The sequence below is a fragment of the Aeromonas sp. FDAARGOS 1411 genome (genome assembly GCF_019047125.1).
Lineage (GTDB): Bacteria > Pseudomonadota > Gammaproteobacteria > Enterobacterales > Aeromonadaceae > Aeromonas > Aeromonas veronii.
Genome location: NZ_CP077214.1, coordinates 1,391,397 through 1,414,829 on the forward strand (window position 1 = coordinate 1,391,397; position 23,433 = coordinate 1,414,829).

The 23,433-nt window shown below is 53.1% G+C and carries 28 protein-coding genes; 15 read left to right on the plus strand and 13 right to left on the minus strand.

Annotation, left to right across the window (positions count from 1 at the left end):
- The first annotated feature begins 201 nt into the window (after positions 1–201).
- The 4 genes from I6L41_RS06145 to I6L41_RS06160 all read left to right on the plus strand — a co-directional run bounded on the left by I6L41_RS06145 (position 202) and on the right by I6L41_RS06160 (position 4,187).
- Positions 202–1,947, plus strand: a complete 1,746-nt coding sequence (locus I6L41_RS06145) for a hypothetical protein (RefSeq protein ID WP_216962740.1) — start codon at positions 202–204, stop codon at positions 1,945–1,947.
- 44 nt (positions 1,948–1,991) lie between these two features.
- Positions 1,992–2,309: a DUF2523 family protein gene (locus I6L41_RS06150; RefSeq protein WP_047440322.1), complete on the plus strand. Its 318-nt coding sequence runs from the start codon at positions 1,992–1,994 to the stop codon at positions 2,307–2,309.
- A 9-nt stretch (positions 2,310–2,318) separates the two neighbouring features.
- Entirely contained in the window at positions 2,319–3,491 is a 1,173-nt protein-coding gene (locus I6L41_RS06155) for a zonular occludens toxin domain-containing protein (protein WP_216962743.1), read from the plus strand.
- Between the two features lie 429 nt (positions 3,492–3,920).
- Positions 3,921–4,187 (plus strand): hypothetical protein, encoded by a 267-nt coding sequence (locus I6L41_RS06160; protein WP_216962746.1) that lies wholly within the window; start codon positions 3,921–3,923, stop codon positions 4,185–4,187.
- Positions 4,188–4,259: 72 nt separating this feature from the next.
- Here the strand turns inward: I6L41_RS06160 and I6L41_RS20810 are convergent, their stop codons facing one another.
- Together I6L41_RS20810 and I6L41_RS06165 are read right to left on the minus strand one after the other, a co-directional pair.
- Positions 4,260–4,382: a multidrug transporter gene (locus tag I6L41_RS20810; protein WP_108540654.1), complete on the minus strand. Its 123-nt coding sequence runs from the start codon at positions 4,380–4,382 to the stop codon at positions 4,260–4,262.
- 104 nt (positions 4,383–4,486) lie between these two features.
- Positions 4,487–4,750, minus strand: coding sequence for a hypothetical protein (locus I6L41_RS06165; protein WP_201890005.1), 264 nt, complete (start codon positions 4,748–4,750; stop codon positions 4,487–4,489).
- Between the two features lie 305 nt (positions 4,751–5,055).
- Here I6L41_RS06165 and I6L41_RS06170 point away from each other — a divergent pair, with 305 nt between their 5' ends.
- Positions 5,056–5,439 carry a hypothetical protein gene (locus tag I6L41_RS06170; RefSeq protein WP_216962731.1) on the plus strand — a complete coding sequence of 128 codons (384 nt, stop codon included), beginning with the start codon at positions 5,056–5,058 and terminating at the stop codon, positions 5,437–5,439.
- A 355-nt stretch (positions 5,440–5,794) separates the two neighbouring features.
- Here the strand turns inward: I6L41_RS06170 and I6L41_RS06175 are convergent, their stop codons facing one another.
- Positions 5,795–6,205: a hypothetical protein gene (locus I6L41_RS06175; RefSeq protein WP_216962734.1), complete on the minus strand. Its 411-nt coding sequence runs from the start codon at positions 6,203–6,205 to the stop codon at positions 5,795–5,797.
- A 213-nt stretch (positions 6,206–6,418) separates the two neighbouring features.
- On the minus strand, positions 6,419–6,886 hold the full coding sequence (locus I6L41_RS06180; RefSeq protein ID WP_201889999.1) for a helix-turn-helix transcriptional regulator: 468 nt from the start codon (positions 6,884–6,886) through the stop codon (positions 6,419–6,421).
- Positions 6,887–7,027: 141 nt separating this feature from the next.
- Between I6L41_RS06180 and I6L41_RS06185 the strand changes: the two genes are divergently transcribed.
- From I6L41_RS06185 to I6L41_RS06220, 8 genes are all read left to right on the plus strand, one after another.
- Complete coding sequence (locus tag I6L41_RS06185; RefSeq protein ID WP_216962737.1) at positions 7,028–8,431, plus strand: phage/plasmid replication protein, II/X family; 1,404 nt, start codon at positions 7,028–7,030, stop codon at positions 8,429–8,431.
- A gap of 12 nt (positions 8,432–8,443) precedes the next feature.
- The gene (locus tag I6L41_RS06190; RefSeq protein ID WP_042023432.1) at positions 8,444–8,788 is read left to right on the plus strand and encodes a DNA-binding protein; all 345 of its coding nucleotides are present in this window, start codon (positions 8,444–8,446) and stop codon (positions 8,786–8,788) included.
- Between the two features lie 314 nt (positions 8,789–9,102).
- On the plus strand, positions 9,103–9,264 hold the full coding sequence (locus I6L41_RS06195) for a hypothetical protein (RefSeq protein WP_154109889.1): 162 nt from the start codon (positions 9,103–9,105) through the stop codon (positions 9,262–9,264).
- A 7-nt stretch (positions 9,265–9,271) separates the two neighbouring features.
- The gene (locus I6L41_RS06200; protein WP_052200095.1) at positions 9,272–9,487 is read left to right on the plus strand and encodes a hypothetical protein; all 216 of its coding nucleotides are present in this window, start codon (positions 9,272–9,274) and stop codon (positions 9,485–9,487) included.
- A 345-nt stretch (positions 9,488–9,832) separates the two neighbouring features.
- Positions 9,833–11,578 carry a hypothetical protein gene (locus tag I6L41_RS06205; protein WP_216962740.1) on the plus strand — a complete coding sequence of 582 codons (1,746 nt, stop codon included), beginning with the start codon at positions 9,833–9,835 and terminating at the stop codon, positions 11,576–11,578.
- Between the two features lie 44 nt (positions 11,579–11,622).
- Positions 11,623–11,940 (plus strand): DUF2523 family protein, encoded by a 318-nt coding sequence (locus I6L41_RS06210; RefSeq protein WP_047440322.1) that lies wholly within the window; start codon positions 11,623–11,625, stop codon positions 11,938–11,940.
- 9 nt (positions 11,941–11,949) lie between these two features.
- Positions 11,950–13,122, plus strand: a complete 1,173-nt coding sequence (locus I6L41_RS06215) for a zonular occludens toxin domain-containing protein (protein ID WP_216962743.1) — start codon at positions 11,950–11,952, stop codon at positions 13,120–13,122.
- A gap of 429 nt (positions 13,123–13,551) precedes the next feature.
- The gene (locus I6L41_RS06220; RefSeq protein WP_216962746.1) at positions 13,552–13,818 is read left to right on the plus strand and encodes a hypothetical protein; all 267 of its coding nucleotides are present in this window, start codon (positions 13,552–13,554) and stop codon (positions 13,816–13,818) included.
- Between the two features lie 72 nt (positions 13,819–13,890).
- On the opposite strand, the gene I6L41_RS20815 is transcribed toward I6L41_RS06220, so the two are convergent.
- Together I6L41_RS20815 and I6L41_RS06225 are read right to left on the minus strand one after the other, a co-directional pair.
- The gene (locus I6L41_RS20815; protein WP_108540654.1) at positions 13,891–14,013 is read right to left on the minus strand and encodes a multidrug transporter; all 123 of its coding nucleotides are present in this window, start codon (positions 14,011–14,013) and stop codon (positions 13,891–13,893) included.
- A gap of 104 nt (positions 14,014–14,117) precedes the next feature.
- The gene (locus I6L41_RS06225; protein WP_201890005.1) at positions 14,118–14,381 is read right to left on the minus strand and encodes a hypothetical protein; all 264 of its coding nucleotides are present in this window, start codon (positions 14,379–14,381) and stop codon (positions 14,118–14,120) included.
- 129 nt (positions 14,382–14,510) lie between these two features.
- On the opposite strand from I6L41_RS06225, the gene I6L41_RS06230 reads away from it, so the two are divergent.
- A complete protein-coding gene (locus tag I6L41_RS06230) occupies positions 14,511–16,487 on the plus strand; it encodes a Lon protease family protein (protein ID WP_110303684.1) in 1,977 nt (658 codons plus the stop codon).
- Between the two features lie 98 nt (positions 16,488–16,585).
- Positions 16,586–17,125, plus strand: coding sequence for a 3-hydroxyacyl-[acyl-carrier-protein] dehydratase FabA (gene fabA / locus I6L41_RS06235; RefSeq protein ID WP_196783564.1), 540 nt, complete (start codon positions 16,586–16,588; stop codon positions 17,123–17,125).
- An 84-nt stretch (positions 17,126–17,209) separates the two neighbouring features.
- Here the strand turns inward: fabA and rmf are convergent, their stop codons facing one another.
- The 7 genes from rmf to I6L41_RS06270 form a co-directional block, all read right to left on the minus strand.
- Positions 17,210–17,386, minus strand: coding sequence for a ribosome modulation factor (rmf, locus tag I6L41_RS06240; RefSeq protein ID WP_010674759.1), 177 nt, complete (start codon positions 17,384–17,386; stop codon positions 17,210–17,212).
- A gap of 160 nt (positions 17,387–17,546) precedes the next feature.
- Positions 17,547–19,460: an ABC transporter ATP-binding protein gene (locus tag I6L41_RS06245; RefSeq protein WP_216962751.1), complete on the minus strand. Its 1,914-nt coding sequence runs from the start codon at positions 19,458–19,460 to the stop codon at positions 17,547–17,549.
- Positions 19,461–19,533: 73 nt separating this feature from the next.
- Positions 19,534–19,764 (minus strand): glutaredoxin family protein, encoded by a 231-nt coding sequence (locus tag I6L41_RS06250; RefSeq protein ID WP_204383172.1) that lies wholly within the window; start codon positions 19,762–19,764, stop codon positions 19,534–19,536.
- Positions 19,764–21,959, minus strand: a complete 2,196-nt coding sequence (rlmKL, locus tag I6L41_RS06255) for a bifunctional 23S rRNA (guanine(2069)-N(7))-methyltransferase RlmK/23S rRNA (guanine(2445)-N(2))-methyltransferase RlmL (RefSeq protein WP_216962754.1) — start codon at positions 21,957–21,959, stop codon at positions 19,764–19,766. The genes I6L41_RS06250 and rlmKL overlap by 1 nt, the downstream gene beginning before the upstream one ends.
- A 141-nt stretch (positions 21,960–22,100) precedes the next feature.
- Positions 22,101–22,226: a type B 50S ribosomal protein L36 gene (ykgO, locus tag I6L41_RS06260; protein ID WP_005336596.1), complete on the minus strand. Its 126-nt coding sequence runs from the start codon at positions 22,224–22,226 to the stop codon at positions 22,101–22,103.
- Positions 22,227–22,490: a type B 50S ribosomal protein L31 gene (locus I6L41_RS06265; RefSeq protein WP_058058151.1), complete on the minus strand. Its 264-nt coding sequence runs from the start codon at positions 22,488–22,490 to the stop codon at positions 22,227–22,229. It lies immediately after the preceding gene.
- Positions 22,491–22,870: 380 nt separating this feature from the next.
- Positions 22,871–23,407 carry a cell division protein ZapC gene (locus I6L41_RS06270; RefSeq protein WP_005336600.1) on the minus strand — a complete coding sequence of 179 codons (537 nt, stop codon included), beginning with the start codon at positions 23,405–23,407 and terminating at the stop codon, positions 22,871–22,873.
- Positions 23,408–23,433 lie beyond the last annotated feature (26 nt).

Genomic DNA, 23,433 nt, shown 5'->3' on the forward strand with positions numbered 1-23,433 from the left:
GCAAGCCAACTGTAATATGTTGTAGCGTTTTACAACATATTACAGCGCCATTTTCTCATGCGAAAAATTTAGCCGCTAAATTTCTTGGAGCACCATATGTGGCGCAGACTCCTTGTTTACTCATTGTGCTTTCTCACCGCCTGCCTGCCTGTCAACCAAGCACGCGCGTTCTTACCGGCATTTGCCCCCGTGGTGATGGCTATGGCCGAACAAGCCGCAATCTGGACGGGCAGAACCCTAGCTACTCGTCTGGCCGTCCAGTACGCCGCGGGCGCTGCTGCTGTTACTGCTGTTGCAATATCAACTCCGCCGTTGCTTAAGAACTTCGCAAAGGAGGATTTGAAGATCGACCCCTACGGTATGCTTTCTTTCCAGCTCAAGCGTTACGGAATAACGCTCAATGGTGATAGCCTTGATAACGTCAAACGTTGTGACTTTTCTTCTTCAGGATTTATTGATTGTGACCTTATGAAGGAGTTCAGTTACTCCCCCTACGCCGATTCAACCCCAGTTTCTAGCTGTATGCCCCCTGACAGATTTACAGGCCTTCCTGATCCCTCCAGAAACAAAAGTGATGACCCTTATTACAAGCAAGGTGACAAAGCCTTAGATATGGCCACCTGTGTTTCTTATATCACTGAGGAAGCCAACAGCGTCCTTTCAATCCGTACTTCACAGTATTTGGATACCAATCCGACATGTAAGTTCTACCGTGAGGATGTGATCCCGCCGAACAACACTATTGTTCGCTTTTTTAACCGCTGTGAGGCCAATCCCTTATCTAAGGTTTTCTTTGGTGTTTCAGGTACGAACTACCGCTATGCCTATGATGTTGACATTGTCGTTAATGAATACAGAAATGACACAATGGTTAAATCATCCGTTGTAACTTCTGCCGTTTCATATGATTACCAAACTGCTTTGCTTAAAGTTGAGTCAACTAATAAGGAAGAGGTTTTGGAAGAGTCTGTAGCGAGTGTTCTCGATGGTGTCAGCGTTGATGGTACTATCCCTGATCACTATTTGCAGGACATGAAAAATCCAGGCACCCGCCTTCCCAAGCCTCATCTGGTAGATAACTCAGTTGTCATTCCGGTTAAGCCTGATAACCGCCCAGACTTCGATATTATTGGGACACCTCCCGTTGTATTACCATCGGGTAAGCCACTGCCTCCCGTCACTGACCCAATATATGGTGATGCCATTAATTCCGTTATCACCGGCAAACCAACTACAGACCCAGATACTGGCGCAATTGCAGGCGGTGTAGTTCGCCCTGTTATCACCGGCCCGAAACCAACCGTTCCAGGTGAAGGTGGCAATACTGGATCAGGCTCTGGGACGGGTACGGGGTCAGGAACTGGTTCTGGGACTGGCTCGGGAACCGGCACAGGCTCCGGTTCTGGCACTGGCACTGGCACTGGCACTGGCACTGGCACTGGCACTGGCACTGGCACTGGCACTGGCAGCATACCCAGCTCTGTTACCGTCTCCAACCTTGGCGGCCTGGAATCTCGTCTCGACCGCACCAATGAGCTATTGGCTACGACCAACGCCGTTGACCTTCATGGCGTAGAAACGCGGATTGATGAAACTAACCGGCTGCTTTCCGACACCTTCACAACCAGCGTCCCCGCACAAACCCTGCCCGATACCGCGCAGGGAACCTCTTGGTGGAAGTCTCGTTATCCCGCTGGGATGGCAGGCGTATGGAGCGGATTCACGCAAGAGCTGCAACACACCGCGCTTTTTGACTGGCTTAATGGCTTCCGCCTACAGCTGTCAGGGGGAGGGGAATACCCTACCTGGACAATCTGTTTTGACATGGGGTTCGCTGACTTCGGCTGCCATCAACTGACCGTGCCGCCGAATGTCTGGATAGCCATTCGTGCTTTCGTCATCTTCTGCGCCGGCTTGCTGGCCAGGCGTTTAGTGTTCGGCGGCTAAGTCCGCGCTGCTTGATTTTCTCATGCGAAAAATGAGGTGCTCTCATGCTTGATTGGTTTGCTCACCGCTGGAATGACTTCCTGAACCTGCTCTATTCACTGCTGCTCTCGCTCTTTGACATGCTCAAGGATTTGGCCTGCTTCCTCTTTGAAGCGATCTTGTCGATTGTTCACCTGGCTATCTCCGGCCTTGGATCCATGCTCGGGGCCATGAACATCATTCAATACTTCTCCATGCTCCCCGCTGATGTGCAAAACATCATGGCCATCGCGGGGGTGAATGATGCCTCAGCCATCATTGTGACGGCGATTGGCGTTCGCCTGATCCTCCAGTTGATCCCCTTCACCAGACTCGGTTCATAAGGAGGCAACATGGCACTAAACATCATTGTTGGCCGTCCCGGCTCTGGCAAATCGTATGAAGCAGTCGCATTTCACGTGATCCCAGCCATCAAGGAAGGCCGTCGTGTGGTCACCAACCTGCCGTTGATGATGGATCATCTGATCGCCGTGTTTGGCGAGGAGGTGAGGGATCTCGTTGAGGTTCGTCAGGATGGCTTTAGTCGGGAGCACGGCGCTATCAAGGCCTTCTCTGACCCCGAGCACTTCACCCAAGAGGAGTGGCGCAACGAGCAGGGGCAAGGCCCGCTGTTTGTCATTGATGAATGTCACTTCCAATACCCCCGAGCTGGGCGTAACAAGAAGGCGAGCGATGACCTCATCAACTGCCTGGAATACTTCTCCATGCACCGTCATTACGGCCACGACATTCTGTTCATGACCCAGTCCCTGGGGAAGGTGCACAAGGATCTGCGTGACATGATCGAGATCCAGTTCTTGGTCAGCAAACACGCCGCTGCGGGCTCTGATAAAACCTACACCCGCAAAGTGCTCGATGGGGCTGGGGCTCGCGCAACCTGCCTCTCTGAATCTGTTCGTCGGTACGACAAGACGTTCTTCCCGTTCTACAAGTCCCATACCCAAACAGAAGGCAGTGTTCAGGAGGCCAAAGCCTCCGATATTGTGCCGCTGTGGAAAAGATGGTGGTTGTGGTTGGCGGTGATCCTCATCTTCATCGGTGTCCCAATGAGCGTAAAGTCCCTGTTCAATATGCTGGGCAGTGATGACCCAGCGCCGGTATCTGTGCCGGTAGAGCAGGCAGCAGCATCACCAGCGCCTTCTGACACAGAAGTGAAGGCGGCGGCACCAGTCATGCCGACCACCCCCGCTAAAAGCGTTCAGGAAGCCCCATTCTCCAAGTTTGATATCACCATCACCGGCTGGGCAGATACATCCTATAAGGACAATACCGGTAAGTTTCATGCCCAGTTCGAGTACTACCTGGAGGCCAAGGGCAACAATGCCTATTCCTTCTCAATGAAACTGAGCGACTTAATGATGGCCGGTTATCAGGTCTATTCCCTTGGGCCTTGTCTGCTGCGCTTGGTATATGATGAACGGGAGCATTTTCTGTACTGTCAGGGCAACAAGCCCCTGCAAGAAAGTTCGGCAACGATGGCACTCGCTGCGCTTCCCCTGAACTAGCGCCACCACGTATTCCAGGAACAACCTTGAGAAGGGGCCCCCGCTTGCGGGGTAGTGTCTCAAGGTTGGTCATGGGCCCCGAGTTTCGCATGAGAAACTTTTGCGCATGCGCAATTTCTCGTTAGCCCCATCCATTCGCGGCCTGGCTGTCCTTTTCGGCTAGGGGGGGTGATTATGCGTAGGTCATCCCTCTTGGTGTTCATCGGCGATGCGGCTCGGCTGAGCAACTTGTTGCTCTGATGAGACGTATCCAGCAAGCGCGCACGCTGCTTTTGTGAACCACATCGGCTCTTGCGCGCGCTAGATACCCCGCGCTGACCCTGGGGGGAGGGGGCATCCGTGGCCCCAGAGTCCACTGTCTTTAATAGTGGACTCTTGTCTCAAAATGGGACATTTGTGGTTTCATAATATCGACTAAGGGGAGGGGGAATGTCTGATCATTGGGATGACTACTTCGGCCAGGAAAAGGCACCGCCTGGCTTTCTGGTTGAGCGAGTAGATGTTGTGGGCGAGGGGGCTTTGGCGGATCAGTTGGCCAAGTTGGCCGACCTCTACATTGCCAAACAACAGGGGAACCGGATGGCCGGTCTTGCTGACTTGGGTGAAGATCTTCTTAAGCTGGCCGAGACCGGCATTCGTGAAGGCTCATCGTCATGTGCTGGACTGATGAATGAGTTGTGCCGCAGAACCGGCTGAATAAAGACTTGTTATCTCTCACGATGATGCCGATAAATGGGATTATCGGCATTAATTACAAGTAGCTCTCATTTACTTTTTCTTCGGTTTATCAGTTTCTTTCACCGTTGTACTGGGGTGCTTATCTGCATATTTCTTTGGAACATACTGTCCTGTTTCTGCGTCACGGTACTTAGGTGCAGGCTTCTTTGCCATTCAAGGATCCTCTATAGTTGATTAGCGCAGCCTCATGAGAGGCCTCATTTTTATCGCACAATACATTCCCATGGACAAGTTGAACGGCATACGAGAATAAAAGATCAAATCTCTGACCCTGAATTCAACATCCTATCAAGCTCATCAAATGTACCAGCATTGGGATCACACTGAGCCAACAGTTCTTCCAGCGTGTAGCGCGGCTGGCCACGCAGTTTGGCGCGAGCACGCTCCACATCATCAAACGCCGCAGTCAGCAGCGCCGGATCGCCATCTTCAAGAGCAGCCTGCAGATACGCAACCATGTCGGCCTCAGTGGCCAAGCAGTCAACCGCATCAAAACGGCTCCATTGTTCAGTTCTCTTCATTCCGTCCTCCTGCAACCGTCATTGCGCATAATGTGGCCGCGGTATTATGTTGAGGGTTTTCCCCCTGCGATAATCCCGAAGGGGCAGGGGGACGCGACTAGGCAGGGACGTGGGACAGCTTGCTGGCATCGTCCCAACGCCGGAGCGCCCGTAACATAATCCGCATTTATGCGCAGTGACCATAAAACAGATAGCAAAATGAACATAGTGTGGGATGAGACTATAAAGTTCCATCCTGACTTACCGTGCCCCCTCAGTACCTGTTGATATGGCACCGAGCTGAATGATGGGAGAGGATGCTATACATGGCTAGACCTAAAACAATTCGTAAGCGTGAACTTGATTTATTGGAGGCGTTGAGAGCCGCTGATGGTAGTGAGTTGCAGAAGGAGATTGTTTGGCGTGCCGGTTTTCACGTGGCTGACCTTAAAGAGCCAGTGAAGACCTTGAGAAAGAAAATCAAAGAGGGTCTTTTTAATACTGAGCGGCGTTCCTTGTGGCTGGAAAGCAGAACCACGCAGGCTCCCTACGGGTACAGGATTATAGGTGGGGATGCTGAGCCTACTACCCCCGATCTAATCAGGTTCGATTCGATCTCAGAGCCACATTTTGTTTTTTATGAGGAACTGATGAAGCAAGGTTGGGTTTGGGATGAGTCTAACAAGAAGCTAACTAAGCCCAAAAACTAGCGATGCTTTTTTGAACAGTTTTACCCCCCTTTTGCTAGTCGCAACATGTGGTCAGTTGCTTCAAGATGCAGCTTCTACTTATCCTCCAGGAGAAGCTCATGGTTTTTGTATTGATGAACACCCTTGCTACGAACCCGCCTATTGCAAATCTATGTTTTGCTTTGGCTGTGCTAGCTATGACTGAGTTTGTGAGGTCTATAGTAGGATGAAACTCTATTTTCATCTGAGAAGTCGATAGATGCGCTCACTCCGATTCAAAGATGATACTTTGCTTCCCCAAAGGGCCAAATGCCGCCTTTATTGGCGGCATTTGGCAGACAGTTGATTTTCATCCCACATGTAGTGGTTCTTGCCATCACTTATTGTCCCACCACCATTTCAACACATACCCAAGAGCAATTACCCCCACGGTCATCAGCGTTTGCCAGCCATCCTTTCCGTACCAAGCTGGTTCAATAAACAGCGGGTCGCCAAATCGGCCACCTGCCCAGTGTTTTAAGATCGGGGAGAAGACGATCACAGAGGTACCCATGAATATGGGCCAGCTGTCTTGTATCCTCCCCGGGAGATCATTTGCTTGAAGGTAGAAGAACGCAATGCTCACCAACACTGCCCATATGCCCATTCGATACAGGGCTTCTACAGCTACCGGCAACGGTACTTCAAACGCGGACATTACCCAGCGCAATGCCAAGAACACCAGCCCGCCGAACACCACAAGTGCAATAAGAGCAATACTACTCGTGTCATCTGATTTTGAACTCATAACTCATTTCCTCTTGGTAGTTAAAACAAGCGAGCTGTACATTCATACAGGTTCCCCGCAGGTCTCATAATACACAGAGTTGACACGATGTAAACACTCGAACTATTTGTTTTAATTAGATTTTTTATTAAAAAATCGGCAGCCAATTAATAATAAATTTCCCGCCTTTTAAAAAAGAAAAGGGGGCTATAAAAGCCCCCCTGGTGGTGATGACTACTCGTCGCCTTCACTATCTTTTAGCTCCCTGAGCTTCTCTAAGTCTTTCAGGAAAAACCGCTCACTTACCCTCATAGCTTGGAGACCGGCAATCAGTTTCGCAATGACGATAATCTCGTCATCCTTCAGCGTTCTGATGTTGTAGAGGCTAAACATGGCCGCTTCTGCAACTTTGTTCCTTCGGCCATCGAACATGAGCTTCCCTTTTTTCACCATGTCCTTGTCTTCGCCAAACATGAGATAGACGGGTGATTCTTGGGTTGCTTCCGCGATCTTCTCCAGCTCGCTCGCGTAAACGTCCCTTTTGCCAGATGCGATACGCTTGAGTGTCGTTATGTTGACCCCAGTCATCTCCTCAATGCGTTCATATGTAGAGTGGGTTGTTATGGCCGTTTTGATGCGCTCAGCCCTTTGTAGGTCGGTCATAGTCTCTTCATCATGTTGCTGGTTGGGTACACCAGTCATTCTACCCTCCTGTTTTTTCCATTCTCGCCAAAGGATCTTATTTGACACTTTCCAGTGTCATTTACCTTGATTCTAGCACAGGCTCTCACGTAACATATGTGACACCCTTTAGTGTCTATATTGGTATTGCCAAGGTTTCTCGTGATAGACCTCCTCAAGCTCGATTTACCCTTCAAAAGCGAATGGCAGTTGGTATCTCCAACGGCCGATCATCGCTCGGGGGTCTACATCGATCTGGAGCAGGTCGCGAAGCAGGGGAGGCTAAAACTCTCCGCAATGGCCGTTGAGTATGAGACTGATGGGGATTTGACCGTTTCCGGCCTGTCCCATCCCTTCGAGTCACTGCCAAGTCACTTCGGCAGCCTTGCAATGAAGATCCATCAAGGGGGTAGCAACCGCCTTCCAGGTGTCGAACTCAAAGCCTCTCCAGCAAAACTGTTGCAAGGTCACAATGTGTTCGGCCCAACGAGCATCGAGCTCTGCTCGACCGAACTGCTGGCAACACTGGCATGCGCCTGCCCTGAACTGTTTGAAATGCTGGACATTCCAAACACCACCCTTGAATGGATCGATGTAACGTTCTCCGCCCGGGTGAATACAGAAGAGCAGGGGAAACAGGTCATTTCTGCACTCAAGAACATCCGTTCCGGACAGACCAAGCAGAGCCGGATGAACCGTGATCATGAAACCACTGCCGAGTGGAACACCGGCAGCCGTCATCGCTCCCTGAAAGCCTATTTGAAGGGCCCAGAGTTCCAGCGTCAGCTGGCTGAATACATGAAACGCCTTCAAAAACAGCCGAAAAATGAATCACTGCGCCGCTGTGTTGAGGTCATGAAAAACCCAGCATTGCAGCTCTATGCGAGCCTCTGTGTTCGCTTTGAAGCCCGATTGAAGCAACGGGCGCTGACCAAGCATGGCGTCCCGTTCAGATTGTTTGACGCCATCCAGTACCAAAAAGACTACGAGCAAGACGGCCGCTGTTTGATTGCCGATCTATGGAAAGCCGCATTTAAAGAACTGTTTGATGCCCTGGGGGAACAGCCCATGAAGGTCTACACCGACGACGAGATCCGTAACGCGCTCTACACCAGTTATCAGCGCATCACCCCGAAGGGGAACACCAGCTATGCCAAGGCCCAAAGGGTTCATGGCTTTTATCGCCGGCTACTCAATGAAGGGTATGAAACGGTTTATCGCAGCATGAGCCGAGAGACTTTCCGCCGTCACCTCACTGACTTGATGGCAGTGGGCCTGACCAAGGCACAGTTGCAAAATCTCTCTGGCGAAGCCTCCAACGTGGTACCGCTGATCCAGGTGATCAATATCGATTTTGGTCGGCAGCACCCCGACTGGTATGTCGAACCAGTCAGCACACTAGACCGCATGGCCACAGCAGCACAACCAACAGAAGTCGTCACCATCGAACGTGACCCGTCCGGTGTTCCTATGGTCACCCGAACTCTTGTCGAACCCATACCAGGGGCAATGCCGCCTCGTTCTTATCCATCATCACCTGGGCACCGCCTCAGGGCCGTCAGTTAAGGAGTGTCATTTATGCATCAAGGTGTTCTCATCCGTGGCCGTATGCTCGGCTCTCGTCAGCAAAACACACAGGGGCGGAACGGCCCTATCACTCGCCATGAAATCGGCATTGCGGTGAGCCGTTCGAATGGCTTTGGCGGCTTCCAGGAAGAACAAATAGTGATCCGTGTTCCCAACGCCCTTGCCCAAGCAGGCATCCCGCTGCAGGCCAACAGCATGATCGACAAAGTTGTCGAGATCCCTGTTTGGCTTGAAGCATGGTCTGGTCAGCGTGGAGCCAACGTGACCTACCACATGAGCAATGATGCGGCTCTTCGCGAAGTCACCTCACTTTCGCATGAGAAAAACAAGGTGTGATCGATGGCGCTCAAATTTCTCAAAAGACATATCCATTGTGAGGAGGGGACAACCCCTGTTCTAGAGGCTCTTTCAAGCGATAAACGACATTACTTCACCAGTTCGATACCTGGGATCATATTTCACTACGTTGATGATGACTTGGTATATGTCGGCAATACAGTTTTCAACACTGAGCAAGAATTGAAAAAGGTAATGAAGACTCTTTATCGCTCATGGGAATAACACCATAGGCAAAAATGGCTTATTGCATCGCTGTTAATGAACAGGGGTTTCTGTATCAGACAGATATCCCTGTAAAAGAATGTTCCTCTATGATTATCCAAACCGTAGAGGAATATAAACAATCCACCGTTGATATAGCACCGTCAGATATCGCCATTATGTTTTCATGGGCGTTTGGCGCAGTTGTTGTTCTCGGTTGGTTTCCTGGCTTCGCTATCGGTGTAGCGAAAAAAGTAATTAATCTCTTGTGAGGTACTTATGTCTATTATCAAAAAAGCTATTCCTGTAATCATCGTTGCAGCTTCTGCACCGGCTTTTGCTGCCGGAGAAACATCGGCTCTTGACCAGATGTTTGCTGCTGTCAATTTGGGAACGGTTGTAACCTTCGTTGCAAGTGCCGGTGTCACTATTGTTGGCATCGCGCTGGCAACCAAGGGGATCTCTTTGGCCAAACGCTTGGTCAGCAAAGCCTAATGACCGCTTCCTTTGCCTATATCGTCTTCATGTCGTCAATTATTACGATAGGGGGACTATCAGGAATGGCGTTTGTTATGGGAATGAAGGGGGCATAAGCCCCCTTTTCTAACGGAAAGTTTCTCATGCGAAACTTTTAGCCACGCAAGCCAACTGTAATATGTTGTAGCGTTTTACAACATATTACAGCGCCATTTTCTCATGCGAAAAATTTAGCCGCTAAATTTCTTGGAGCACCATATGTGGCGCAGACTCCTTGTTTACTCATTGTGCTTTCTCACCGCCTGCCTGCCTGTCAACCAAGCACGCGCGTTCTTACCGGCATTTGCCCCCGTGGTGATGGCTATGGCCGAACAAGCCGCAATCTGGACGGGCAGAACCCTAGCTACTCGTCTGGCCGTCCAGTACGCCGCGGGCGCTGCTGCTGTTACTGCTGTTGCAATATCAACTCCGCCGTTGCTTAAGAACTTCGCAAAGGAGGATTTGAAGATCGACCCCTACGGTATGCTTTCTTTCCAGCTCAAGCGTTACGGAATAACGCTCAATGGTGATAGCCTTGATAACGTCAAACGTTGTGACTTTTCTTCTTCAGGATTTATTGATTGTGACCTTATGAAGGAGTTCAGTTACTCCCCCTACGCCGATTCAACCCCAGTTTCTAGCTGTATGCCCCCTGACAGATTTACAGGCCTTCCTGATCCCTCCAGAAACAAAAGTGATGACCCTTATTACAAGCAAGGTGACAAAGCCTTAGATATGGCCACCTGTGTTTCTTATATCACTGAGGAAGCCAACAGCGTCCTTTCAATCCGTACTTCACAGTATTTGGATACCAATCCGACATGTAAGTTCTACCGTGAGGATGTGATCCCGCCGAACAACACTATTGTTCGCTTTTTTAACCGCTGTGAGGCCAATCCCTTATCTAAGGTTTTCTTTGGTGTTTCAGGTACGAACTACCGCTATGCCTATGATGTTGACATTGTCGTTAATGAATACAGAAATGACACAATGGTTAAATCATCCGTTGTAACTTCTGCCGTTTCATATGATTACCAAACTGCTTTGCTTAAAGTTGAGTCAACTAATAAGGAAGAGGTTTTGGAAGAGTCTGTAGCGAGTGTTCTCGATGGTGTCAGCGTTGATGGTACTATCCCTGATCACTATTTGCAGGACATGAAAAATCCAGGCACCCGCCTTCCCAAGCCTCATCTGGTAGATAACTCAGTTGTCATTCCGGTTAAGCCTGATAACCGCCCAGACTTCGATATTATTGGGACACCTCCCGTTGTATTACCATCGGGTAAGCCACTGCCTCCCGTCACTGACCCAATATATGGTGATGCCATTAATTCCGTTATCACCGGCAAACCAACTACAGACCCAGATACTGGCGCAATTGCAGGCGGTGTAGTTCGCCCTGTTATCACCGGCCCGAAACCAACCGTTCCAGGTGAAGGTGGCAATACTGGATCAGGCTCTGGGACGGGTACGGGGTCAGGAACTGGTTCTGGGACTGGCTCGGGAACCGGCACAGGCTCCGGTTCTGGCACTGGCACTGGCACTGGCACTGGCACTGGCACTGGCACTGGCACTGGCACTGGCACTGGCAGCATACCCAGCTCTGTTACCGTCTCCAACCTTGGCGGCCTGGAATCTCGTCTCGACCGCACCAATGAGCTATTGGCTACGACCAACGCCGTTGACCTTCATGGCGTAGAAACGCGGATTGATGAAACTAACCGGCTGCTTTCCGACACCTTCACAACCAGCGTCCCCGCACAAACCCTGCCCGATACCGCGCAGGGAACCTCTTGGTGGAAGTCTCGTTATCCCGCTGGGATGGCAGGCGTATGGAGCGGATTCACGCAAGAGCTGCAACACACCGCGCTTTTTGACTGGCTTAATGGCTTCCGCCTACAGCTGTCAGGGGGAGGGGAATACCCTACCTGGACAATCTGTTTTGACATGGGGTTCGCTGACTTCGGCTGCCATCAACTGACCGTGCCGCCGAATGTCTGGATAGCCATTCGTGCTTTCGTCATCTTCTGCGCCGGCTTGCTGGCCAGGCGTTTAGTGTTCGGCGGCTAAGTCCGCGCTGCTTGATTTTCTCATGCGAAAAATGAGGTGCTCTCATGCTTGATTGGTTTGCTCACCGCTGGAATGACTTCCTGAACCTGCTCTATTCACTGCTGCTCTCGCTCTTTGACATGCTCAAGGATTTGGCCTGCTTCCTCTTTGAAGCGATCTTGTCGATTGTTCACCTGGCTATCTCCGGCCTTGGATCCATGCTCGGGGCCATGAACATCATTCAATACTTCTCCATGCTCCCCGCTGATGTGCAAAACATCATGGCCATCGCGGGGGTGAATGATGCCTCAGCCATCATTGTGACGGCGATTGGCGTTCGCCTGATCCTCCAGTTGATCCCCTTCACCAGACTCGGTTCATAAGGAGGCAACATGGCACTAAACATCATTGTTGGCCGTCCCGGCTCTGGCAAATCGTATGAAGCAGTCGCATTTCACGTGATCCCAGCCATCAAGGAAGGCCGTCGTGTGGTCACCAACCTGCCGTTGATGATGGATCATCTGATCGCCGTGTTTGGCGAGGAGGTGAGGGATCTCGTTGAGGTTCGTCAGGATGGCTTTAGTCGGGAGCACGGCGCTATCAAGGCCTTCTCTGACCCCGAGCACTTCACCCAAGAGGAGTGGCGCAACGAGCAGGGGCAAGGCCCGCTGTTTGTCATTGATGAATGTCACTTCCAATACCCCCGAGCTGGGCGTAACAAGAAGGCGAGCGATGACCTCATCAACTGCCTGGAATACTTCTCCATGCACCGTCATTACGGCCACGACATTCTGTTCATGACCCAGTCCCTGGGGAAGGTGCACAAGGATCTGCGTGACATGATCGAGATCCAGTTCTTGGTCAGCAAACACGCCGCTGCGGGCTCTGATAAAACCTACACCCGCAAAGTGCTCGATGGGGCTGGGGCTCGCGCAACCTGCCTCTCTGAATCTGTTCGTCGGTACGACAAGACGTTCTTCCCGTTCTACAAGTCCCATACCCAAACAGAAGGCAGTGTTCAGGAGGCCAAAGCCTCCGATATTGTGCCGCTGTGGAAAAGATGGTGGTTGTGGTTGGCGGTGATCCTCATCTTCATCGGTGTCCCAATGAGCGTAAAGTCCCTGTTCAATATGCTGGGCAGTGATGACCCAGCGCCGGTATCTGTGCCGGTAGAGCAGGCAGCAGCATCACCAGCGCCTTCTGACACAGAAGTGAAGGCGGCGGCACCAGTCATGCCGACCACCCCCGCTAAAAGCGTTCAGGAAGCCCCATTCTCCAAGTTTGATATCACCATCACCGGCTGGGCAGATACATCCTATAAGGACAATACCGGTAAGTTTCATGCCCAGTTCGAGTACTACCTGGAGGCCAAGGGCAACAATGCCTATTCCTTCTCAATGAAACTGAGCGACTTAATGATGGCCGGTTATCAGGTCTATTCCCTTGGGCCTTGTCTGCTGCGCTTGGTATATGATGAACGGGAGCATTTTCTGTACTGTCAGGGCAACAAGCCCCTGCAAGAAAGTTCGGCAACGATGGCACTCGCTGCGCTTCCCCTGAACTAGCGCCACCACGTATTCCAGGAACAACCTTGAGAAGGGGCCCCCGCTTGCGGGGTAGTGTCTCAAGGTTGGTCATGGGCCCCGAGTTTCGCATGAGAAACTTTTGCGCATGCGCAATTTCTCGTTAGCCCCATCCATTCGCGGCCTGGCTGTCCTTTTCGGCTAGGGGGGGTGATTATGCGTAGGTCATCCCTCTTGGTGTTCATCGGCGATGCGGCTCGGCTGAGCAACTTGTTGCTCTGATGAGACGTATCCAGCAAGCGCGCACGCTGCTTTTGTGAACCACATCGGCTCTTGCGCGCGCTAGATACCCCGCGCTGACCCTGGGGGGAGGGGGCATCCGTGGCCCCAGAGTCCACTGTCTTTAATAGTGGACTCTTGTCTCAAAATGGGACATTTGTGGTTTCATAATATCGACTAAGGGGAGGGGGAATGTCTGATCATTGGGATGACTACTTCGGCCAGGAAAAGGCACCGCCTGGCTTTCTGGTTGAGCGAGTAGATGTTGTGGGCGAGGGGGCTTTGGCGGATCAGTTGGCCAAGTTGGCCGACCTCTACATTGCCAAACAACAGGGGAACCGGATGGCCGGTCTTGCTGACTTGGGTGAAGATCTTCTTAAGCTGGCCGAGACCGGCATTCGTGAAGGCTCATCGTCATGTGCTGGACTGATGAATGAGTTGTGCCGCAGAACCGGCTGAATAAAGACTTGTTATCTCTCACGATGATGCCGATAAATGGGATTATCGGCATTAATTACAAGTAGCTCTCATTTACTTTTTCTTCGGTTTATCAGTTTCTTTCACCGTTGTACTGGGGTGCTTATCTGCATATTTCTTTGGAACATACTGTCCTGTTTCTGCGTCACGGTACTTAGGTGCAGGCTTCTTTGCCATTCAAGGATCCTCTATAGTTGATTAGCGCAGCCTCATGAGAGGCCTCATTTTTATCGCACAATACATTCCCATGGACAAGTTGAACGGCATACGAGAATAAAAGATCAAATCTCTGACCCTGAATTCAACATCCTATCAAGCTCATCAAATGTACCAGCATTGGGATCACACTGAGCCAACAGTTCTTCCAGCGTGTAGCGCGGCTGGCCACGCAGTTTGGCGCGAGCACGCTCCACATCATCAAACGCCGCAGTCAGCAGCGCCGGATCGCCATCTTCAAGAGCAGCCTGCAGATACGCAACCATGTCGGCCTCAGTGGCCAAGCAGTCAACCGCATCAAAACGGCTCCATTGTTCAGTTCTCTTCATTCCGTCCTCCTGCAACCGTCATTGCGCATAATGTATATTATGTTAAATCACGTATCTTGTTTCCTGTTACCACTTATTGAACTGTGTATAATGGCAACAATTGATCCTATCTTCGACCGGATGTCTTAAGTGGCTGAATTAACATCAGAACAATTAAAACCCGCTTTTGCGATTGAACAGTTCCCCAAGCTTAGCGAGCTTGAACCTATCCCCTTTGCTTCGCTGCAACCCAGAGCCATTTCCGGCATCAAACGTCTTGCCAGTTTTGATGGTGACTGTCCGGTCATGCTGCTCAACGGATTCCCCGGCGCAGATTACGAAGGCGTTTGCCAGACGCTGATTGCCGACTCCAATGGCAAGGATGGTGACCTGTTTGATCTCTGCTACACCGAGAATCTGAACAACCCCTACAAGCCTATCTGGCTGCGCCTGCAACCGGGCACCGGCGTTGAGTTTTGCGAAATGGTTGGCGAGCTGCTCAAGCTGTTGAGCCACCATCTCGATGCCGAACGCATCGTGACCCGCATCATGCGCAAGCAGAACAATGATCCGAAAATCGATGATTTCCTCTCCGATTTGGCAGCTCACGTGGCATTGGGTCTGGAGTTCCAGCACCCCATTCTGATCAACCTGCTGATCCACCACGAAGCGCAGGAAGCGCCGGTGATTTATGGCCGTGACCTCAACTGGGATACCCTGTTTGGCTCCATCAACTACCAGACCGAACAAGGCTCTGTCTATGCCAACCAGCACCTGTTGGAGCCTGGCTTGCTACGGGAAGCCAACGGCGGTTACCTCATTTTGCAACTGGACGAGCTACTGGATCAGCCACATCTCTGGTTCAAGCTGAAAAATGCCATGCAAAAAGGTGAGCTGGACTGGAACGCCTATCAGGAAGGGAAAACCCTGACTCCCTTCTTCGCGCCTGAAGCAACCCCCATCAAGCTCAAGCTGATCCTGGTGGGTGACCGACTCGACGTGGCCGAGTTCCAGATGCTGGATCGGGATATGTCCGAACGCATCTTCCTGCGCGCGGATCTGGTGTCAGAGGTGAATATTGAAGAGGATCTGCAGGAATTTCTGCAGTACCTGGCCTGGCTGCGCCAGCGCTGGAGCCTGCTGGACTTCACGCCAGCCGCCCTCGCCGCCCTTTGTCGTCATGCCAGCCGCCTCTGTGACCATCAGGAGTGGCTGTCGCTCTCCGAAGTGCAACTCTCCGCCATCATGCGGATGGCTGACAGTCTGGCCCGGGAGCTGGAATCTGATGTGGTCACCGATGAGCATATCCGCGGCGCACTGGAAGAGCAGGATTACCGCCTCAACTATCTGGTTGAGCAGTCCGATCAGGGGGTTATCGACGGTCAGATCCTGCTGCAAACCGATGGCGAAGAGATTGGCCAGATCAACGGCCTGTCTGTCATTCAGGTCTCCGGTCACCCTTATGACTTCGGCGAGCCGGTGCGCCTCACCGCGACCGTACACCTTGGTGATGGCGATGTGGCGGATATCGAGCGCAAAGCGGAGCTGGCCGGTCATATCCACGCCAAGGCGATGATGATTATCCACGGCTATCTCTCCAACAAATTTGGTGCAGAGAACCCCTCCCCCCTGTCGGCCAATCTGGTGTTCGAGCAGTCTTACCACGAAATTGATGGCGACAGCGCTTCACTGACCGGCTTGTGTGCCCTGCTCTCTGCCCTCGCCCGCCAGCCTATCTATCAGCACTTCGCCGTGACCGGTGCGGTCGATCAGTTTGGAAATGTGCAGGCCGTTGGTGGCGTGAACGAGAAGATTGAAGGCTTCTTCCGGGTGTGCAAAATCCACGGCATCACCGGCAAGCAAGGGATTATTTTACCGGGCACCAACATCCAGCAGCTGAACCTCTCTGACGAGGTGATTGCAGCGGTTGAAGCAGGCCAGTTCCACATCCACCCGGTGGATCATGTGGAAGAAGCCATCGAGTTGCTGACTGGCTGTGTTGCCGGTGAGCCTGATATGCCCGATACCCTGTTTGGCCGTATTCAGGAGCGGTTGGACGAGTTGAACGGCTCCACTGCCAAAGTCGGACTGCTGCAATCCCTGCTGGGGCGCCTGTTTGGCCGCTGATGAAGTGATCGGAGTTGTTTAGCGAACAACTGTAAGCTAAATTGGCCCGGCTTTGACCCATTTGAAGGAAATACCGCGTGACCGTAGACAATACCACCATGGAAGCCCGCCTTTCCCTGTGCGAACAGGGCAAGAACTCTTTTACCCGTGAAGAGCTGCTGGCTTGCAGCCGTGGCGAACTGTTTGGTGAGGGTAACAGTCAGCTGCCTGCCCCCAACATGTTGATGATGGATCGCATCGTCAAGATCAATGACAACGGCGGCGAACACGGCAAGGGCGAGATCCTGGCTGAGCTCGACATTACCCCGGATCTCTGGTTCTTCGATTGCCACTTCCCGGGTGATCCCGTGATGCCGGGCTGTCTCGGTCTGGACGCCATGTGGCAGCTGGTTGGCTTCTTCCTTGGCTGGAAAGGTGGCCCCGGCAAGGGTCGTGCTCTGGGCGTAGGTGAAGTGAAATTCACCGGCCAGATCCTGCCGACTGCCAAGAAAGTGACCTACAAGATCACCTTCAAGCGCGTCATCAACCGCAAGCTGGTGATGGGGATTGCTGATGGTGTGGTCGAAGTCGACGGCCGTCCGATCTACAGCGCCACCGACCTGAAAGTGGGCCTGTTCAAAGATACCACCGCATTCTGATCTCTCTGATTGGTAGTAAAACAGCATTAACGCAAAGGGGCCACAACGGCCCCTTTCCTTTTGTAATGAGTGATGAAGTAGCTGCTACTTCATGAAGAGGCCTGAGCCCCGCCCTTCCATGGCGTCACGCCAACCACCAAGCCAATGCCCTCGGGCATCCAGGCATTGATACGGACACGCTTCTTTCTGTTTGCCGACCACGCCAGCCTGATAACCACGAGCACGAGCTCTTTCCAGACGGTCCCGCTTCTGTCTCTTCATCATCTACGACCCTCTTCGTGGAAAAAAAAAGCGACCAATTCTGCATCGGTCGCTTTCATCTTTACTCCTGCGAACGCACTCGGTCAAACAAAAACTTCCACACTAACCGGGCTATGTGACACAAGGCACTGAACTGGATTAAGTTTTAATTACAGGGAACTTACTCCTGATTTTTGAGTCCTTCCAGCTCTTCCCAGCGAGCAAATGCCTGCTCCAGCGCGGCTTCAGCGGCATTGAGCGCATCCAGTTTCGGCTGGGTTTTATCTGCCGGCAGCGAGAAGAACCCTGGCTGGTTGATCTCGCTTTGCAGCGCATCCAGCTCGGCTTCCAGCTGCTCAAGACGAGCAGGTAACCCTTCCAGTTCAAGCTGCAGCTTGTAGGAGAGCTTCTTGCTTTTCTTCGGCGCTTCTGGCGCGGCGGCAACGACCGGCTCGGGCGCCTTGACCGGTGCACTCTTGGCCTGTTGCTGGGCATTCTGCTGTTCGCGGGTCGCCATCATGTCGGCGTAACCACCCACGTAATCGCTGATGCGGCCATCCCCTTCAAACAGCCAGCAGCCGGTCACTGTGTTGTCGATGAAGCGACGATCGTGACTGACCAGCAACAGGGTGCCGGGGTAGTCGGAAAGCAGCTCTTCCAGCAGCTCCAGAGTCTCGACGTCGAGGTCGTTGGTCGGTTCATCGAGGATCAGCAGGTTGCTCGGCTTGAGGAACAACTTGGCCAGCAGCAGCCGGTTCTTCTCGCCACCGGAGAGCGCCTTGACCGGCGTACGGGCACGCTTGGGCTCGAACAGGAAGTCCTGCAGGTAACCGAGGATATGACGGGAGCGGCCACGCACCATCACCTCCTGCTTGCCCTCCCCGACGTTGTCCACCACGGTCTGCTCGGGATCGAGCTGCTCGCGGTACTGATCGAAGTAGGCCACCTCCAGATTGGTGCCCCCCTTGACGGTGCCACGGGTCGGCTCAAGCTGCCCCAGCAACAACTTGATCAGGGTCGATTTGCCGCAGCCATTGGGGCCGACCAGCGCAATCTTGTCGCCACGCAGCACTTGCAGATCGAGCCCGTTGAACAGGGTGCGATCGCCAAAGTCCAGCCCCAGCCCTTCGGTCTCGAACACCAGCTTGCCGGAGCGATTGACCTCGTCCAGTTGCAGCTTGGCCTTGCCCTGCAACTCGCGACGCTGGGAGCGCTCCATCCGCATCGCCTCAAGTGCACGCACCCGGCCTTCGTTACGGGTACGGCGAGCCTTGATACCCTGACGCACCCACACCTCTTCCTGGGCCAGCTTGCGGTCGAATTCGGCATTTTTCAGCTCTTCGACCCGCAGCCACTCCTCTTTCCCCTGCAGGTATTCGTCGTAGTTGCCCGGCCAAGAGGTGATGGCGCCGCGATCCAGATCGATGATCCGGGTTGCCAGCTTGTGGATGAACTCCCGGTCGTGGGAGATAAACACGATGGCGCCGCGAAAATCCTTGAGGAAATCTTCCAGCCAGTTGATGGCTTCGATATCCAGGTGGTTGGTCGGCTCATCGAGCAGCAACAAGTCGGGATCGCAAGCCAGCGCACGGGCCAGCGCCACTTTGCGCAGCCAGCCGCCGGAGAGGCTGTCGAGGGTCACGTCAGGATCCAGCCCCAGCAGGGTCAACACCTGACTAATGCGGGTCTCGAACTGCCAGCCGTTCTGATAATCGAGCTGCTCTTGCAACTCGCTCATCTTGCGAATGTTGGCGTCTGACGGATCGCTCGCCAGCTCCATGGAGATGTGGTGGTACTGCTTGAGCAGCTCCCCCACCCCCGCCAGCCCTTCGGCGGCATAGTCAAACACCGTCAGCTCGCTGGAAGCAGGCGGATCCTGCTCAAGGCGGGTCACTTTCAAATCTTGCTGCAGCACCAGACGCCCGTCGTCCAGCGGCAATTCGCTGGCAATGACCTTCATCAGGGTGGACTTGCCCGCCCCGTTGCGGCCAACCAGACAGAGGCGCTCGCCCCGCTCGATGGTCAATTCGGCATTGTCGAGCAGCGGGAAATCACTGAACGACAGACATGCGCCGTGCAATGTTAAAAGAGCCATGTGTGTTCCTTATTTCATATGAAAAAAACGGGCAGCAGACTGGGTCTGCCCCCGTTTTATCGTCAAATCACTCTCACCCCTGACGGGCGGCCCAGCTTTTGAGCTCGGCCAGCGTGAAGGGCCAACCGAGCTCGCGGCCTGCTTCGTCACGCAGCACCGGAATGCGCACCCGATAGGCGGCAAGCCACTGCTCATCATCCATGATGTCGCACTGGCGGGTGGCGGCGGCAAGACCTGCCTCCTCCACCAGCGCCCAGGCCAGCTCGCACAGGTGGCAACCGTCGGTATGAAACAGGGTCAGCATCACGCCTCGCCTTGCTCCGGTGCATGGGTGATGATCCAGCAGTTGTGGATGTGCTGGTTGCGCTCGAAATCCTTCGGTCGCGTCTTCTGGGTGATGTTCTGGGCCTTGAGACCAGTGGCCTCGAGACCGGCCAGATCCATCTTGAAGTGACGCTTGTTGTTGGAGAAGACCAGAGTGCCGTCCGCCGCCAGCAGGCGCTTCAGGTGCTGCATCAGCAACAGGTGATCGCGCTGTACGTCGAAGCTCTCGTCCATCCGCTTGGAGTTGGAGAAGGTGGGCGGATCGATGAAGATGAGGTCGTACTTATCATCGGCTTCAGACAACCACTTCAGGCAATCTGCTTGGACAAACTTGTGCTGACGGCCCACCAGCGAGTTGAGACGCATATTGTCCTGTGCCCAGTTCAGGTAGGTGTGGGACATGTCCACTGTGGTGGTCTCGCTGGCACCGCCAAGACCTGCGTGCACGGTGGCACTACCGGTGTAGGCAAACAGGTTCAGGAAGCGCTTGCCCTTGGCCATCTGGCCCAGCATGCGGCGAGTCTGACGGTGGTCGAGGAACAGGCCGGTATCCAGATAGTCGTAGAGGTTGACCCACAGCCGGGCGCCGTACTCCTGCACTTCCATCCGGTGCTGCTCTTCGGAGAGCTTCTGATACTGCTGTTTACCTTCTTGACGCTCGCGCACCTTCAGGATCACCTTCTCGCCATCCATGCCAGTCACCTTGATGGCGGCCTGAACCATGTCGAGCAGACGCTGACGGGTCTTCTGGGCGGGGATGTCCTTGGGCGCGGCATATTCCTGCACCACCAGATAGTCCTGATAGCGGTCGATGGCGGCGTTGTATTCCGGCAAGTCGGCATCGTAGATGCGATAGCAATCGATGCCCTCTTTATTGGCCCATTTCTCGAGGGTTTTCAGATTCTTGCGCAGACGGTTGGCAAAGTCCTGCGCGACCTCTTTCTGGGAAGCCACAGAGTCCAGTGCGATTTGATAATTGCGCAGCTGACACTCGAGGGCGCCGTTGAACAGGCGATATTGTTTGTCGGCGCGCAGGCGCAGACAGCTAAGCAGCTCGGGCGATGCAGAAAGAATGGAGACTTTCCAACCCTGGAAGCTGCGACGCAGGGCATCGCCGAGGGCCTGATGCACTTCCAGCAGGGCCGGGAACTCGCCAAGACGCTCGCCATAAGGCGGGTTGGAGAGCAGCATACCGACCTGGCGGGCCTCCCCTTGACCTTCTTCCCCTTCAACAGGGGCAGGCATCGGCAGCGGGTTTTCCAGCTTGGTGACATCGGCCTGCTTGAAGGTGATGAGATGGACCACACCGGCCGCTTTGGCATTGTCGCGAGCTTTGAGCAGCACGCGCTGGTCGGCATCACAGCCAAACAGCTTCACTTCGCAACGTTGCATGCCGCGTTTGGCACGCACTTGCGCTTCCATCATCAGGCTCTGCCACAGCTCGCTATCGTGCTGCAGCCAGCGATCGAAACCGAAGCGCTCGCGGCGCAGCGCAGGCGCCATGTCGGCGGCGATAAAGGCCGCTTCAATCAGCAAGGTACCGGAGCCACACATCGGGTCCATCATGGGCTCACCGGCCCAGCCGCTACGGGCAATCATGGCGCAGGCCAGGTTCTCTTTGAGTGGTGCTTCACCCGTGCCCTGACGATAGAAACGCTGGTGCAGCGCCGGGCCTGACAAGTCCAGCGTGATATTGGCCTTGCCTTTGCCCAGGTGCGCCATGATGCGAATATCCGGCGCCTTTTTGTCCACGTCCGGACGCACGTGACCGCGCTTGGTGAAGCGGTCGACGATGGCATCCTTGATTTTCAGCGCGCCATATTGGGTATTGCGAATGGCAGGGTTGGTACCGGTAAAGTCCACCGCGATGGTAGAGGTACCGGAGAAGTGCTCTTCCCAGGGGATGGTGTGGGCGCCCAGATAGAGATCCAGATCGTCGTTCATCTGGAATTCGGATAGCACCAGCACGATACGGGAGGCAAAACGGCTCCACAGGCAGGCCTTGTAGCCAATCGCCAGTTCGCCTTTGAAGTGGACGCCAGCCACGGTCTCACGGACCTGCTCTGCGCCAAGATTGGTCAGCTCATCGGCCAACAGGTTTTCCAGCCCCTTGGGGCAGGTTGCAAAAAATTCTTTCATCACGCTCACGGGGAACCCATAAAAATAGTGCCGCATTATACCTCATTAGGCGGGCTGGAGCATGCAAAAGTCGGCGCAAACAGCAGGATGGAAACAGATTGATAGGTGGCGAATAAAGGTAAAAGACCCCATGACTACCCGATGGGGAGATCATGGGGCCAGACATCATTTAGCGGATCACTTCATACGAGCCTTGAAACGGGGATTGCTTTTGCAAATCACGAACAATTTGCCCCGACGACGCACCAACTGACAATCGGGATGACGCGCCCTTGCGGATTTGAGTGAACAGACGACCTGCATTCAGGACTCCTTCTTGCTTGAAAATGCGCCAAAGCGCTTGTTGAAACGGGCCACACTCCCCTCGCTCGATACCTGCTTCTGCTTGCCGGTATAGAACGAGTGCGACTGGCTGGAAACATCGAGCGATACGTAGGGATACTCCTTCCCGTCTTGCCACGTATAGCGGCGATCGCTCTTGATGGTTGAACCGATCAGGAAAAAGGCATCTGCCGCCGTGTCATGGAACAGCACCAAACGATAATCCGGATGAATATGAGGCTTCATGGCAACTCCATTTTGTTATGTTATAACAAAATGTAAGTGAGAATAGCTCTCGTTTCAAGCATCAAATGTCGTATGAAGAAAATCGCAGCAGTGAGTGATGTGTTGATAGCGAGGTGGAAGCACTACGCAAGCAGAACGAAACAAGAATGAGACACCATGCTTATAGCACGGAAGACCAAGATACTGCGTGGGTCAGAACACAAGGTGCAAGTGGATGTAACAAGCCTCAAGATAGGCTGAATTACAACCATGAAGATCAATGAGAATGGGCAAGATGTTCGCGGATCAATGAAGGATCAGAAACGAGGCGCGATTGAGGTGTCCACAGTTAAAACAGGCAGCGGTGTAATCACAGAGATAAAAAGATTGATGAATATATATCAACTGACCTGACGATATTGCTCGGTCACGGTAATACGCGGTTTCATCCGGTTATTCATCACCTTGATCACCCCGAAACGCGGCAAGGTTTTACTGGTGGTCAATACCAGATCGGCTGTGAGGTTCAAACAGACGCTGGCCTGATCCCCTGCCTCAATGACCATAAATTCGCCGTTACCATGAGGTGTATTCATCAGGACCAGATCACCGTTTTGCGGGATCACTTGCGGATGCTGTTCACTAAAAAACCAGCTTTGCGGCATCAGGGGTTTATAAAAGCGACTTACCGCGATCGCATTAAGCACCAACTGAACCTGATGGGGAATACTCCACTCAAGTTCGGCTGCTTTATCCATCAACTGATAATAGAGGGCGGCATCATCGACACAAAAAGGTTGGGTCGTAAACGAGCTGGGCACCAATTGTCGCCCTTTATACTCGGTCGCAAATAACATGTTATCAGACAGGTCCAACATCAGACGGTCACTCTGGGCATCATAGTGCCATTGCCAGCTATCGGTCGGTTGGATAAACATGTTGGAGCCCTTACTTGATAATTACC

Coding starts and splice junctions, on each gene's coding strand:
- I6L41_RS06245 (WP_216962751.1), bottom strand. CDS start 19,460: ATGGCTCTTTTAACATTGCACGGCGCATGTCTGTCGTTCAGTGATTTC.
- I6L41_RS06180 (WP_201889999.1), bottom strand. CDS start 6,886: ATGACTGGTGTACCCAACCAGCAACATGATGAAGAGACTATGACCGAC.
- I6L41_RS06170 (WP_216962731.1), top strand. CDS start 5,056: ATGGCTAGACCTAAAACAATTCGTAAGCGTGAACTTGATTTATTGGAG.
- I6L41_RS06155 (WP_216962743.1), top strand. CDS start 2,319: ATGGCACTAAACATCATTGTTGGCCGTCCCGGCTCTGGCAAATCGTAT.
- I6L41_RS06225 (WP_201890005.1), bottom strand. CDS start 14,381: ATGAAGAGAACTGAACAATGGAGCCGTTTTGATGCGGTTGACTGCTTG.
- I6L41_RS06165 (WP_201890005.1), bottom strand. CDS start 4,750: ATGAAGAGAACTGAACAATGGAGCCGTTTTGATGCGGTTGACTGCTTG.
- I6L41_RS06190 (WP_042023432.1), top strand. CDS start 8,444: ATGCATCAAGGTGTTCTCATCCGTGGCCGTATGCTCGGCTCTCGTCAG.
- I6L41_RS06270 (WP_005336600.1), bottom strand. CDS start 23,407: ATGTTTATCCAACCGACCGATAGCTGGCAATGGCACTATGATGCCCAG.
- I6L41_RS06150 (WP_047440322.1), top strand. CDS start 1,992: ATGCTTGATTGGTTTGCTCACCGCTGGAATGACTTCCTGAACCTGCTC.
- I6L41_RS20815 (WP_108540654.1), bottom strand. CDS start 14,013: ATGGCAAAGAAGCCTGCACCTAAGTACCGTGACGCAGAAACAGGACAG.
- I6L41_RS06175 (WP_216962734.1), bottom strand. CDS start 6,205: ATGAGTTCAAAATCAGATGACACGAGTAGTATTGCTCTTATTGCACTT.
- I6L41_RS06250 (WP_204383172.1), bottom strand. CDS start 19,764: ATGCTGACCCTGTTTCATACCGACGGTTGCCACCTGTGCGAGCTGGCC.
- I6L41_RS06215 (WP_216962743.1), top strand. CDS start 11,950: ATGGCACTAAACATCATTGTTGGCCGTCCCGGCTCTGGCAAATCGTAT.
- fabA (WP_196783564.1), top strand. CDS start 16,586: ATGGAAGCCCGCCTTTCCCTGTGCGAACAGGGCAAGAACTCTTTTACC.
- I6L41_RS06210 (WP_047440322.1), top strand. CDS start 11,623: ATGCTTGATTGGTTTGCTCACCGCTGGAATGACTTCCTGAACCTGCTC.
- I6L41_RS06220 (WP_216962746.1), top strand. CDS start 13,552: ATGTCTGATCATTGGGATGACTACTTCGGCCAGGAAAAGGCACCGCCT.
- ykgO (WP_005336596.1), bottom strand. CDS start 22,226: ATGCAGGTCGTCTGTTCACTCAAATCCGCAAGGGCGCGTCATCCCGAT.
- I6L41_RS06160 (WP_216962746.1), top strand. CDS start 3,921: ATGTCTGATCATTGGGATGACTACTTCGGCCAGGAAAAGGCACCGCCT.
- rlmKL (WP_216962754.1), bottom strand. CDS start 21,959: ATGCGGCACTATTTTTATGGGTTCCCCGTGAGCGTGATGAAAGAATTT.
- I6L41_RS06265 (WP_058058151.1), bottom strand. CDS start 22,490: ATGAAGCCTCATATTCATCCGGATTATCGTTTGGTGCTGTTCCATGAC.
- I6L41_RS06145 (WP_216962740.1), top strand. CDS start 202: ATGGCCGAACAAGCCGCAATCTGGACGGGCAGAACCCTAGCTACTCGT.
- rmf (WP_010674759.1), bottom strand. CDS start 17,386: ATGAAGAGACAGAAGCGGGACCGTCTGGAAAGAGCTCGTGCTCGTGGT.
- I6L41_RS06200 (WP_052200095.1), top strand. CDS start 9,272: ATGTCTATTATCAAAAAAGCTATTCCTGTAATCATCGTTGCAGCTTCT.
- I6L41_RS20810 (WP_108540654.1), bottom strand. CDS start 4,382: ATGGCAAAGAAGCCTGCACCTAAGTACCGTGACGCAGAAACAGGACAG.
- I6L41_RS06205 (WP_216962740.1), top strand. CDS start 9,833: ATGGCCGAACAAGCCGCAATCTGGACGGGCAGAACCCTAGCTACTCGT.
- I6L41_RS06195 (WP_154109889.1), top strand. CDS start 9,103: ATGATTATCCAAACCGTAGAGGAATATAAACAATCCACCGTTGATATA.